At 50.4% G+C, this 13,268-nt stretch carries 11 protein-coding genes and 1 pseudogene; 3 read left to right on the top strand and 9 right to left on the bottom strand.

The window, feature by feature from the left end:
• Positions 1-88: 88 nt before the first annotated feature.
• Positions 89-1,879: an L-fucose isomerase gene (gene fucI / locus DSM2777_RS00210; RefSeq protein ID WP_046458242.1), complete on the bottom strand. Its 1,791-nt coding sequence runs from the start codon at positions 1,877-1,879 to the stop codon at positions 89-91.
• Between the two features lie 68 nt (positions 1,880-1,947).
• The gene (gene fucP / locus DSM2777_RS00205; RefSeq protein ID WP_061552820.1) at positions 1,948-3,267 is read right to left on the bottom strand and encodes an L-fucose:H+ symporter permease; all 1,320 of its coding nucleotides are present in this window, start codon (positions 3,265-3,267) and stop codon (positions 1,948-1,950) included.
• 658 nt (positions 3,268-3,925) lie between these two features.
• Between fucP and fucA the strand changes: the two genes are divergently transcribed.
• Both fucA and fucO read left to right on the top strand, forming a co-directional pair.
• Entirely contained in the window at positions 3,926-4,573 is a 648-nt protein-coding gene (gene fucA, locus DSM2777_RS00200) for an L-fuculose-phosphate aldolase (RefSeq protein ID WP_025798618.1), read from the top strand.
• A gap of 36 nt (positions 4,574-4,609) precedes the next feature.
• Positions 4,610-5,758, top strand: coding sequence for a lactaldehyde reductase (gene fucO, locus DSM2777_RS00195; RefSeq protein ID WP_061552819.1), 1,149 nt, complete (start codon positions 4,610-4,612; stop codon positions 5,756-5,758).
• 316 nt (positions 5,759-6,074) lie between these two features.
• Here the strand turns inward: fucO and DSM2777_RS00190 are convergent, their stop codons facing one another.
• From DSM2777_RS00190 to DSM2777_RS00180, 3 genes and pseudogenes are all read right to left on the bottom strand, one after another.
• Complete coding sequence (locus DSM2777_RS00190) at positions 6,075-6,647, bottom strand: HdeD family acid-resistance protein (protein ID WP_046458246.1); 573 nt, start codon at positions 6,645-6,647, stop codon at positions 6,075-6,077.
• 204 nt (positions 6,648-6,851) lie between these two features.
• Positions 6,852-8,078: pseudogene (locus tag DSM2777_RS00185) on the bottom strand (L-lactate MFS transporter).
• 216 nt (positions 8,079-8,294) lie between these two features.
• Entirely contained in the window at positions 8,295-8,594 is a 300-nt protein-coding gene (locus tag DSM2777_RS00180; RefSeq protein WP_061552817.1) for a cupin domain-containing protein, read from the bottom strand.
• A 356-nt stretch (positions 8,595-8,950) separates the two neighbouring features.
• Between DSM2777_RS00180 and DSM2777_RS00175 the strand changes: the two genes are divergently transcribed.
• The gene (locus tag DSM2777_RS00175) at positions 8,951-9,868 is read left to right on the top strand and encodes a bestrophin family protein (RefSeq protein WP_061552816.1); all 918 of its coding nucleotides are present in this window, start codon (positions 8,951-8,953) and stop codon (positions 9,866-9,868) included.
• Between the two features lie 166 nt (positions 9,869-10,034).
• Here DSM2777_RS00175 and DSM2777_RS00170 read toward each other — a convergent pair whose 3' ends face one another.
• The 4 genes from DSM2777_RS00170 to DSM2777_RS00160 form a co-directional block, all read right to left on the bottom strand.
• Complete coding sequence (locus tag DSM2777_RS00170) at positions 10,035-10,505, bottom strand: YlaC family protein (RefSeq protein WP_025798632.1); 471 nt, start codon at positions 10,503-10,505, stop codon at positions 10,035-10,037.
• Between the two features lie 69 nt (positions 10,506-10,574).
• A complete protein-coding gene (locus tag DSM2777_RS23535; protein ID WP_064645400.1) occupies positions 10,575-10,727 on the bottom strand; it encodes a DUF2474 domain-containing protein in 153 nt (50 codons plus the stop codon).
• Between the two features lie 16 nt (positions 10,728-10,743).
• Positions 10,744-11,751, bottom strand: a complete 1,008-nt coding sequence (cydB, locus tag DSM2777_RS00165; protein ID WP_061552815.1) for a cytochrome d ubiquinol oxidase subunit II — start codon at positions 11,749-11,751, stop codon at positions 10,744-10,746.
• Positions 11,751-13,154, bottom strand: a complete 1,404-nt coding sequence (locus DSM2777_RS00160; RefSeq protein ID WP_061552814.1) for a cytochrome ubiquinol oxidase subunit I — start codon at positions 13,152-13,154, stop codon at positions 11,751-11,753. Before DSM2777_RS00160 ends, cydB begins: the two co-directional genes overlap by 1 nt.
• Positions 13,155-13,268 lie beyond the last annotated feature (114 nt).

Here is a 13,268-nt window from a genome sequence, read left to right as displayed (position 1 = left end):
AAATTCCCCGCCGTTCAGTGACGCAAACCGAACTCGGTGTGCTCCTCCCCCTGCGAAGGGGGAGGCTGGGAGGGGGTCACTCCGCGCATTATTTTTTATACAAAGGCCCGTAGTTTTGGCAGGCGCGATAGTCCTGTCCTTCCGTATCCATGCCGTGCGCAGCCCATGAAGATGGACGATAGATTTCGCCGTCTTCCACGTTATGCATACACACAGGAATACGCAGCATTGATGCCAGCGTAATCAGATCTGCACCTACGTGACCAATGGTCAGCACGCCGTGGTTAGCACCCCAGTTCGCCATCACAGAGTACACATCGGTAAACGGCCCTTTGCCGGTTAAGCGTGGAGCAAACCATGTGGTTGGCCACGTTTCGTTGGTGCGCTTATCTAACGTGTCATGTACGTCTTTAGGCAGCTCAACGCTCCAACCTTCTGCGATCTGCAATACTGGCCCAATGCCTTTGATGATATTGACGCGGGACATGGTGAAAGGAACGCCGCCGCGGGTTAGGAAACGAGATGAATAGCCGCCGCCACGGAAATATTCGTGGATCGCAGGGCACCATTCGGTTGCTTGCAGGCAGGCATCCGCTTCTTTCTGGCTGATTTGCCAATGCGGTTTCATGGTTGGATTACCCTGCGCGTCAAGCTGACGGCATGAGCCATCCAGCGCCGCAGAGCCGGAGTTAATCAGATGGATGATGCCGTCTTTGGCATGACCGGTGAGCTCGCTTCCGGTGACGCGTTTTACCGCTTCAGGTGACCAGTAGGTACGCACGTCGGCAAACACCTGTGCGGTACCGGTGAGCATGTGGCCAAACAGCATCGCAACGCCGTTGAGGCTATCGTTTTCAGTGGCTACCACAAACGGTTTGCGCACGCCGTTCCAGTCGAACGAGCTATTGAGCAAGGCTTCAGCGGTATCGCCATTAGGGTATTGATCGGTCCAGTGACGCTGGCCTTGGAAGCCCGCCGCAATCGCGTTATAGCCCAGTGATTCCTCGACGAATCCTTGCTGAGCCAGTTTTTCGTTGCCCTGCATCATGTCGCGAATACACATGGCCATCAGCAAGCTTTCACGTAATACCGCTCGGCTACTTTCTGGCGAACGACGATATTGTTCGGCATTAAGGTCAGGCCCAAAGCGGAAATTGCTATCCGCCCACGAAAGCGCGAGTTCAAGCTCTTCGGCATCGTAAATCTTCTGATCGATACGGCGGCGTAGCTCGGTCATATCCACCGACTGCACTTTCATACCGAGCCAAGATTCAAAGAAGTTATGATCAACGATGGAGCCTGCAATCCCCATTGATACGCCACCCAGCGACATATAACTTTTGCCTTTCATGCTAGCGACGGCTAAACCGGCGCGCGCAAAGCGTAGAAGTTTTTCCTCTACGTCGGCTGGAATACTGTCATCGCCGCCGTCCTGCACATCGTGGCCATAAATGGAAAACGCAGGGATGCCTTTTTGGCTGTGTGCCGCCAGCGCGGCTGCTAGATATACCGCGCCAGGGCGTTCGGTGCCGTTAAAGCCCCAAATGGCTTTTGGGCGCATTGGATCCATGTCGATGGTTTCGCTGCCGTAGCACCAGCAAGGGGTGACGGTGATGGTTAATCCCACATTCTGGCGGCTGAATTTATCTTCACAGGCGGCAGACTCCGCCATGCCAGCAATACAGCCATCGGCAATCACGCACTCTACTGCGGCGCCACAGGCGTGATGCAGCTGCTCGCTTAATAGCTGCGCAGTGGCTTTAGCCATATTCATGGTTTGTTCTTCAAGCGACTCGCGTACACCCATGCGGCGGCCATCAATGACTGGGCGGATACCAATTTTGGGCAGGTTTTGTAGGGTCTGGTGTTGGCTATTCATTCTTATTTTCCTCACGTTAATCGGTAGGTTGTCTTTATTAAGGTTGAATTGCATTAAGGTTGAATGGCTTAAGCCGTTGCGCGCGGCATGATGTTTGATCTGAACTTGGCAAAGATGAAAATGATGGCGAAGCACAGCGCCGGGATTAGTTCTGCGGTTGGGATGTTGCCCGCCGCGTCGCTAACAAAGCCCATGACCGGTGTGACAATGCCGCCGCCGATAATGGTCATAACAATGATGGATGAACCGTATTTGGTGTCCTGATCTAATCCTTTAATCCCTAAGGAGAAAATGGTCGGATATTGGATAGACATGAACATACTGCACAACGTTAGCGCGATGAGGCCAACGTGGCCGCCTGCCGCTGCGGAAATGATGCATAACAGCATGGAAATAAAGGCGTAAGTGGCCAAGACCTTGTGCGGTGCGTAGTGACGGATGAGCCACGTTCCGCTAAAGCGCCCGATGAAGAAGCACACCATGGTGGCCGTCAGATAATTGGCGGCGAACCCCGGCGTTGTGCCTGGAAGCTCCTCGATGGCGTAACGGATCAGATAGCTCCAGCAGGCGGTTTGAGCACCGACGTAGCAGAACTGCGCTAATACGGCCCAGCGCCAATGACGAATACGTAGCAAACGTGATACCGAAGCCAGCAGGGAACCGCCTTTGTCACCGCTATGCGCATCACTTTGAATAGTAGGGAATTTCGTGAAGGCAATCAGCAAGGCGACAAATAGTACGATGGCCACGATCATCATGTAAGGCGACTGAACCGCCAGCACCAAGCTGTGGTTATAGGCCGCCAGCTGCTCTGGCGCCATTTGGCTTAACACTTCGGCTGGCTGATGAGGAACATGAGATAAAATCAGCCCCTGACCAAAGACGACGGCAATAATGGCACCAAATGAGTTAAAGGTTTGGGCTAGATTAATTCTGAAATGCCCTGATTCTTCTGGCCCTAATACGGTAACAAAAGGATTAGCCGCCGTTTCTAAACAGCCAAGTCCTGCCGCTATGATAAATAACCCAATAAGAAATAAGGTGTAGTTCATTCCCTCAGCGGCAGGCCAAAACAGTGCGGCGCCAATGGCATAAAATAATAGACCAGTAATAATCCCTGCCTTGTAGCTAAGTTTTTTCATTAATATTCCGGCAGGAATAGGTATGAGGAAGTAACCAAAATAAAATGCTGACTGTATAAGTCCAGCTTGAAAGTTAGTTAAGGTAAATGCCTGCTGAAACTGAGGCAGTAAAATATCATTTAGGTTGTTAGCGACAGCCCATAAAAAGAAAAGTGAACATAATAATGCAAATGGAATTAAATAATTCCCTTTGCGCTCATGACTGGCAACGCGGTAGTTTTCTGACTGGATTGAAACGTTTCCCATAGCGCCCTCGTTAGGTCATACAGAGATATTGTGTATACCCTTCATACTTGAAGTTGCTTCAGTGTTGGCTAGGCTTGGTCACCTGAATCACTGGCTAAAGTCAGCTCATCGGGATTGGCTCTCTTGCCGCCTGGATGCAACTCCAATTATTTTTGGCATAAATCTGTTCTTCTTCCGCAGTAACACGTTCAGGCACTCTCCGTTCAATCGGAGGCGGGGTGCAATCATGCCGTTTATGCGGTAAGTGAAGCTATTCTTAAAACAAAAAAGCACTAAAAGTATGAGTTCAGTCACATTCAATATTATTGGGGACGGAAATGTGAAGGTAGTCACTTTAATAAATCAAAAAACATGCCCGTTTTAATCAAATAAGACATAAAAAACACAAATGGAATGCCCGATTATTTTATTTTTAATTTAAACGGTCAGATCTATGTTTATTTTTGTGGATTTGCCCGTTTTTATTTAATGAAAATTAAACGGACATTTTTATTTTTCTATTAATGCACTTTTTATAGGGTGGTGATGTAATTCTATTGAGCTGTGTCACATATTTTAATCAGGTTTTTTATTGTTGTTCTCTACAGGATAAATATGACAGCTACCAACACCGTTATTTTTAAATGACTGATTCCATCAATAATCAGAGAGGCAACAAATGGAAAGAGACTCATTGGCTCGTGAAATAATTCATACCTGCTTGGAAATGACACGTCTGGGCCTAAATCAGGGGACTGCGGGTAATGTCAGCGTGCGCTACCGTGATGGAATGCTGATTACCCCAACGGGCATCCCTTATGAGAATTTGACCGAGTCACATATTGTTTATATCGACCAGCATGGGAAACACGAGGAGGGGAAAGTGCCTTCTAGTGAATGGCGCTTCCATCAGATTGCGTATCAAACGCGTCCAGAAGCCAACGCGGTAGTACACAACCATGCCGTGAACTGCACGGCGGTTTCTATTCTGAATCGCCCAATCCCAGCCATTCATTACATGATTGCCGCCGCCGGTGGCAGCACCATTCCCTGCGCGCCTTATGCAACGTTTGGCACCAAACAACTCTCTGAGCATGTCGCCGTTGCGCTAAAAAATCGTAAAGCCACGCTGTTACAGCATCACGGCATGATTGCCTGCGAAGCCAATTTACAAAAGGCGTTGTGGCTGGCTCACGAGGTTGAAGTTTTGGCCGAGCTTTATCTAGCAACGCTGCCAATTGTTGATCCGGTACCGGTATTGTCTGATGAAGAAATCGCCATTGTGTTGGAGAAATTCAAGACTTACGGCCTGCGTGTAGAAGAGTAACGCGGCGACAATATTTCTCACTAAGGGGTTTTCATTATGACAAATCGAATGATTTTGAATGAAACATCGTTTTTTGGTCGTGGCGCGGTGAATGAGTTAGTGCCAGAGGTTTTGCGCCGTGGTTATGGCAAAGCGCTGATCGTAACCGACGCTCAGTTGGTTGCCTGTGGCGTGGTGGACAAGGTGACCGCTAAACTCGATGCTGCCGGATTGGAATATCAGATTTTTGATCGCGTGGTGCCTAATCCTACGATTGCCGTTGTGCAGCGTGGGCTGGCAACGTTTAACGCGAGTGGCGCTGATTATCTAATCGCTATTGGTGGCGGTTCACCGCAGGATACCTGCAAAGCGATTGGGATCATCAGCGCTAACCCTGAGTTTGAGGATGTGCGCAGTTTGGAAGGCGTCGCGCCAACTCATAGCCCAAGCGTGCCGATTTTGGCCATTCCAACCACGGCAGGAACGGCGGCTGAAGTGACCATTAACTACGTGATCACCGATGAGGAGAATCGCCGGAAGTTTGTTTGTGTCGATCCTCATGACATCCCGCTGGTGGCCTTTATCGACGCCGATATGATGGACGGCATGCCCGCCAGTTTGAAAGCCGCAACGGGTGTGGATGCGCTTACCTACGCGATTGAGGGATTTATCACGCGCGGCGCATGGGAGCTTACCGACACACTGCATCTGAAAGCGATTGAAATCATCGCTCGGTCGCTGCGTAGCTCGGTTGCCGGTCTGCCTGAGGCCGTTGAAGATATGGCGCTGGGACAATATGTGGCGGGGATGGGATTCTCCAACGTGGGGTTAGGCTTGGTGCACGGTATGGCCCATCCGCTAGGCGCGTTTTATAACACCCCGCACGGCGTAGCCAACGCGATTTTGCTGCCTCATGTTATGCGTTATAACGCCGCATATACCGGTGAAAAATACCGTCAGATTGCGCAGGCAATGGGGGCCGATGTAGCACATGCTTCGTTGGAACAAGTGCGAGAAGCAGCAATTCAAGCGGTAGAAGCACTGAATCGTGACGTGGGGATTCCCGCTTCGCTAAAAGAGGTTGGCGTGCGTGAGGATGATATCGCAGAGCTGGCGCAGGCTGCGTTTGACGATGTTTGTACTGGAGGTAATCCCCGCCAGGCGAAAATCGCAGAGATCGAGGCGCTGTATCGGGCGGCAATGTGAAACATGAATATCATTGTGTATCTTAGATAGGTGTAATATTTCGGACGCCAATTAGCTCATGCACTTCCATAAGACATATGTGTATGCGTCCGATAAGAGGCCGCCAGCGCGCGGCCTCTTAACTCGCGCGCTTGTATCCGAGATGCCATTTTCGCTCCGGTTTGGTATCGCCCATCCGGGGCGCCCCAAACTCCGCCGAGACATCCCTGTCTCGGCGGCTCGTCCTGCCAAGGCCTAAGCAAAAAACAGCTTGGTGTTATAGGCGGACGAAACCTTTCACCTATAGTTCAAATACATAGATATCCCGAATTAAGTATTAAGCCTCTCGCTTAAACAGCCCCGCGATTTGGAAACAGCTGAAAGAGCTAAACAGCATCTCAATCCCAACGATAGTGGTGACCAGCGTGACTGACATGGCTGGGCCGGCGGTGATAAACATGGCGGCAATCGCCAAGTCTAAAATCCCAATGATGATTTGGAGCCATCCTCCGCTCACGCCACGCAGTTTGAAACCGGCACTCAAACGAATAATACCGCCTAGGGCAAAGAGGGTCGCTAAGATCACCGACATGGTGAAAATCCCTACCATCGGGTTGGTGATAAATACGTAGCCCATAATGATGTATGCGACGCCCATCAGAATGCCCGCCACCATTGGCCAGAAGTTACGTGTGCGGTTAGCAATCATCCCGATAATCAAACCCAAACCACTGAGCACAAACAGCGTGCCCACAATGGCACTTAGCGCGGCACCGGATGCAAAGGGGTTAATCAGGCAGAAAATTCCGCCTAATAGCAGCAGAAAGGAAATGACTAACAGCAGGGTCCGCTGTTTTTTGAGAAAGTTTCCATCTAGACCGAGCAAACTTTTACGATCGATATTTAACATGATGACACTCCATTTTCGAGGTTGCGTTCGGTAGTTAAATCTCTGGCTTATTATAGTCATACGACAAGAGTGCTATGGGCGCAAAGAATGTCGGAAATCGGCCTAATTAAAGATGGAAAGCAATGCTGCCAGTGATGGGGAATGTAAAAAGAAAAAAGCCACCGCAGGCGGTGGCTTAGTGCAGGTGTTACTTTAAAACTCGATTTATACGTGGGCTAGTTGGTTGTGTTCTTCACGGTGTCCTGGCATACGGATGGTTGCAGACAGCACCAGTGAAATCACCAGCAGAGTCATAATTACTGAGAAAGTCACGATGAAGCCACCGAACATTGACGCGATGATGGAACCAATGATGCTGCCGATACCGAAGCCCAGATACAGCAGGCCGTAGTTTTTAGTCAGGTTGTTTAAACCAAAGAAGTCACTTACCAGCGATGGATATACGGTAATGGTGCCGCCGAAGCTGAAGGCGATACAAGCAACAGAAGCAAAGAACAGGCCTTCATTCAGAGGAACGAATAGCAGTGTACCCATACCGATGAGAGAAATGACCTGAGCCAGAGAGATAACGCGAATACGTGCCATTTTGTCAGACAGGATACCCAGCACCAAGCGGCCACTCAGGTTAGCAATAGCAATCACGGTTACGGCGCTCGCGGCGGTCATGGCAGGCAGATGAACCATGCCTTCACCGATATCTTTCGCGACACCAATCACATACAAGCCACTCATGCATGCGGTCAGGAACATCAGCGCTAGCATCCAGTATTGTGGCTGACGCACGGCTTCTGCCAGTGTGTAATCCTGCGCGGTGCTTTTACCTTGCGCATTCGATGCAGCAGCTTCTTGTTTTGGCGCATCTTTCATCAGCATTGCCCCAGCCATCACCATCACCATGGCTAAACCACCCCAAATCATGAAGGTGTTTTCCAAGCCGTAGGCGGCCAGCAGGCTGGTATCGATATATTTAAAACCAAGACTACCTAAACCATAGGCACCAATAGCGCAGGCTGAAATCATGCCTTTACGCTCAGGGAACCATTTCACGCAGTTAGAAAGCGTCATCAGGTAACCGGCACCATCGGCAAGGCCAACTAAAATACCGGCGCTGAGATACAACATAATCAGGTTGTTAGAGTGCGCTGTTAAGAAGAAGCCCAGTGCTAATACAGCACCTGCGGCGATAGTAACGTTGCGAACGCCGAAACGGTCCTGCAATTTACCTGCGACGGAAGAAGCCACCGCAAGTGCGAGGCTCAGCAGACCGAAGGAAAAGGCAACGCGGCTGATGGGTTCATCTAATTTTTCAGACAGAGGGCCGTTGAACAGGCTCTAGGTATAAACGGAACCCAGAGCGAACTGAGTAATGATGGTGCCAACCAGCGTTAGCCAGCGGGTGCGATTGTAATTTTGCATGCCAGTCATATTCATGATGCTGCTCCAGATAAATATTTATTAACTGTGAGTATGTTAAGGCTATCTATAGGGCAGCGATCCATTCTGGGAATGAATAGCCTGAGTGCAGGAATGAAATGCATTAAAGCAGGAATGAATGAACGAAAAACGGGGTAAAAGAGGGCTATTTAGGGTGATCCACAATTGATGTGGATCACAATTTTCTCATATTAATTCACTGGGAGGGCCGTTCTAGAGCGGCGCTTCCACCAAAACTCCAGTGGAAAGGCAGAAGCATCCACTGATTATGTTAACGGGAATATTTACGGATTCACCGGCGATAAGCAGATGAGTCTCTGCGCCAACGGTAAATTCAAACTCTCCGCTAACCACGCGCGTGGTGTTACCTTGCATCTGCTTGCGTAGCTGGCTAAAAGCACCAGACTCAAACGTTAACTCAGCGGCAGGTTTGCCGTTGCTGATAACTCCGCTACGGCGGGTGATGCCCACGCCATATTCTTCAGCCGGAGTCTGTGCTTTGAATGTCTCCATGAAACCTATCCTTATTGTTGCGGTTTTTTGTTTCTATGTGAGTTGCTAAAAAAAGCAGGGCACAGCCTAACACTCTGGATGCAAACAAGCATCAACGCAGGGGGAATTCGTGGGAATAAAGCGGATTCGGCGCGATTTTAATCAGATAATTCTCGCTAGGCGTATCACCGCTTGAAGCACTTAAAATGCAGGCATACACTAGCGCGTCGATCGATTCCGAGATCGTCAGTCCCTGTCTGATTTTGACGAAAGCCGTTTTTAACGAACATTGTTTTAGTGAACATTGTTTTTAATGAATACCGTTTCTAAAAGTTCTGCCGCAGGTTGTTCTCCATCCGTCACAAAACACCTTAATTATGATTGTTAGACCCCAACAACATTGGTTTCGCCACCTATTTGTGTGGCATGGCTCCGTGTTACCTAAAATTCTCTTCCGCTTAAGCTTAAATTTTGTTTTTGCCTGCATCGCTGTGGTTTGTTATCTGTGGCATGAAATGTTGGATGTGAATCTGACGTTGGCTCCGTTCAGCCTGCTGGGCGTCGCCATTGCGATCTTCCTCGGGTTTCGCAATAACGCCAGCTATGCGCGTTTTACCGAGGCGCGCCTGCTGTGGGGGAATCTGCTGATCACCGAGCGTTCGCTGCTGAGGGAAGTGAAAAGCCTGATGCCGGATCCCGCCGAACAGGCGCGCTATTTCACGTCGTTGCTGATTGCGTTCACCTACTGCTTGAAGCATCAGCTGCGTAAAACCGATATGCGTATTGATGTAGACCGGCTGCTGGCGCCATCGGAGCGTAATTCGGTGCTCAATAGCCATTCACCTTGTAATACGCTGTTGTTGAAAATGGGGATGTGGTTAGGTGAACAGCGCCGATTGGGGCGGATTAGCGACATCAGTTTTCATTCGATAGACAGCAACTTGAACCATCTTTCTTCTATTCTTGGCGGCTGCGAACGGATTTCCAATACGCCGATCCCGTTTGCCTATAGCCTGATTGTGCATCGCACCGTTTACTTATTCTGCGCGTTGCTGCCGTTTGCCTTGGTGTCGGATTTACACTATCTCACGCCGCTGGTATCGGTATTTATTTCCTATACCTTTATCTCGTTGGATTCACTGGCTGAAGAACTGGAAGATCCCTTTGGCATGGCGCCGAACGATCTGCCGCTCAATGCGATTTCTGCCACGATAGAGATCAATTTGCGGGAAATGATTGAAGACGATGAGAAACCGATCCCGATGAAGCCGGATCATCATTGTTTGTTGAGTTGAGTTGAGTTGAGTTGAGTTGAGTTGAGTTGATTTGAGTTTACCCCCCTCCCAGCCTCCCCCTTCTCAGGGGGAGGAGCCGATCGAGCGCTTGAATAATATCGAGAACAGGTCTGCTCCCTCCCCTGCGAGGGGGAGGGCTGGGGTGGGGGCATTTATTGAGAGGGGATCAAACCGGCGATCGATTCTGCCCCACGGCAAAGATGTCGTAGAACGACAGTTCAGATTTTCGCTGCATAATGGCGCGTAGCTTCTGTTTGCGTGATTCATCTACCTGAGATGATTGCAGAATACTGTCGACCAGCGCATCCGGCACCATTCGCGTGTTATACCATTCGCCGTTGAAGCATACGCGCAGGTCCAGAACGTCGATATCGTCGTAGTGGTAGCGTGGATTGACGTCAAAAAAGAAGAACAGATTCAATCCCACAAACAGCAGCGTCATTACCCATGTCACGTCTGCCAGCGTTTCTGACTGCAACATCACCGCCAGAGTCGCCGCATAGGCCAGATACATACCCACGAATAGCCCAGGATGTTTTTTAATAAAGCTGATGCTAAAGCGCGGGCGATTATCGCGATGCTCGGCTTTATTCACCCTGTCGATTTCTTCTTTAAGGATGCGTTCAATTTCGCTCATGTTCGGTCACCTGTATTGATGTTACAGCTTGATAACATAATTCTATCATTTTTGTGTGGTTAATGGCGCTCAATGTGATTTCAGCCCAGCGGTCGTCATCAATAAACGGAATAGCATTGAGACACAGCCCAGTGCCAACACGCTTCCAGCCCAGATAGCTGCCAGCCACAGCATGCGTTTCCATAACGGAGAGCGGGGCGTTTGCGCTTCAATCGTTGTCATGTTTTACCTCGTCTACTCAGTGATAGCCTTCGTCGGCGCTGATTTTTCCGCGAAAAACGTAATAGCTCCAGAAGGTGTAAACCAAAATAATTGGGATGATGAACAAGGCGCCAACCAGCATAAATCCGAGGCTTTGCGGCGGTGCCGCCGCCTGCCAGATGTCGATAGAAGGCGGAATGATATGCGGCCAGATACTGATCCCCAGCCCGCTAAAACCGAGGAAAACCAATAATAGGGTCATCACAAACGGTAAGTAGTGGTCGCCGTGGCGCGTTCCGCGCCAAATCACTCCGGCGCACACGAGCGTCAGCACGGGAACCGGCAAAAGGAACGCGATGTTTGGCCAGCTAAACCACCGCTCGGCAATGGCGCTGTGTGCCAGCGGAGTCCAAATGCTGATGACGGCAATAATTGCCAGCAGAGCCAGCAGTAAAGGGCGCGTAATACGATACATTTTATTTTGCAGCTGATGACTGGTTTTCATGATGAGCCACGTGCTGCCCAGCAGCGCATAGGCGCACATCAGGCCGATACCGCAGAACAGGTTAAACGGCGTAAGCCAATCAAATGCACCACCGACAAAGGTTCGCTCCGATACGGGAAAACCGTTAATCACGGCGCCGACCACGATACCTTGCATAAACGTGGCGCAGCCTGAGCCAACGATAAAAGCCTTGTCCCAGAATCCGCGATGATTAGGCAGCGCTTTGAAGCGAAACTCAAAGGCGACGCCGCGGAAAATCAGCGCGATCAGCATCAGCGTGAGGGGAATAGATAACGCATCAACAATCACCGCATAGGCCAGAGGGAAGGCACCAAATAGCGCCGCGCCGCCGAGCACTAGCCACGTCTCGTTGCCGTCCCATACGGGGGCGACGGTGTTGACCATCATGTCGCGCTCTTGCATATCACGGGTGACGGGCAGCAACATGCCAATGCCTAAATCGAAGCCATCCATCACGATATACATCAAGGTGGAGAAAATAATGATGGCGAACCAAATGAGTGGCAGATCGATACCCATTAGTGAGTCTCCTGCTGATGAGAGGGCTTAGCGGCAATGCGTCCGGCGGCGGTAGGTAACGCTTCGCTATGGGCTTCTGGAATAATCGGTTCAGGGCCTTTACGGATCAGCCGCATCATATAGGCGTAACCCACGCCAAAGACCGCACCGTAGACTACGAAGAACGTCAGCAAACTGATGCTCATATGCAGATCGCCATGGGCAGATACGGCATCTTTAGTGCGCATCAGGCCATGCACAATCCACGGCTGGCGGCCCACTTCGGTGGTTATCCAACCGGCTAAAATGGCGATGAGTCCCGAAGGTCCCATCCAGAATACGAAATGCAGGAAAGGGCGCGATGTGTACAAACGCTGTCGATAGCGCAGCCATAAGCCGATAGCCCCCAGCAAAATCATCAACATGCCAAGGCCAGCCATAATGCGAAATGACCAGAACACCAGCGGCGAGTTTGGACGATCCTCTTTGGCAAATTCGGTTAATGCAGGCACTTGCTTATCAAGACTGTGCGTCAGGATCAGGCTGCCAAGATAGGGCACTTCCATTTTAAAGCGTGTTTCTTCACGCTCCATGTCGGGCAGCCCGAATAGAATCAGCGGCGTTGCTTCGCCGGGTTTATTCTCCCAATGGCCTTCGATCGCGGCGATTTTTGCTGGCTGATATTTAAGCGTGTTAAGGCCATGCATGTCGCCAATAAAAGCCTGAAGCGGGGCGACGATCAGCGCCATCCAGAGTGCCATTGAAAGCATTTTGCGCGTGGCAGGCGTGTCGTTTCCACGCAGTAGATGCCACGCCGCAGAAGCTCCGACAAAGAAAGCGCTGCTCAGGAAAGCGGCGGTGGTCATATGCAGCAGGCGATAAGGGAACGAAGGGTTGAAGATCACCGCCAGCCAATCAACTGGAACTACCTGACCGTTCACGATTTCATAGCCCTGTGGGGTATGCATCCAACTGTTGGACGCCAAGATCCAGAACGTCGACATCAGCGTGCCGAGCGCCACCATGCAGGTGGCAAAAAAGTGCAGCTCTTTGCCCACTTTGTTCCAGCCAAACAGCATGACGCCAAGAAATCCGGCTTCAAGGAAAAACGCGGTGAGCACTTCATAGGTGAGCAACGGGCCGGTAATGCTGCCCGCAAATTGGGAAAATCCGCTCCAGTTAGTGCCAAATTGATAAGCCATGACTAAGCCGGAAACCACGCCCATGCCGAAATTGACGGCGAACACTTTCGCCCAAAAGTGATAGAGCGTGCGGTAATCCGGGTTACGCGTTTTGAGCCATAAGCCTTCCAGCACCGCCAAAAAGCTGGCTAGCCCGATGGTGATGGCAGGGAAAATGATGTGAAAGGATACCGTAAAAGCAAACTGGATCCTGGCGAGATGGAATGCGTCTAATCCGAACATGGACAGCCTCGTACTGACATAAAGTTCTGCGCGGTAAATTGCAGGCGTGAGAAACGGAGTGCCGGAGCGATCAGGGCCGGAACGATGAAAGGGATCTTACGGGCTGTAAAATAG

The organism is Obesumbacterium proteus, assembly GCF_001586165.1.
GTDB lineage: Bacteria > Pseudomonadota > Gammaproteobacteria > Enterobacterales > Enterobacteriaceae > Hafnia > Hafnia protea.
The sequence above is the reverse complement of the archived record's forward strand: the minus strand, read 5'-3'. Positions and strand labels throughout refer to the sequence as shown.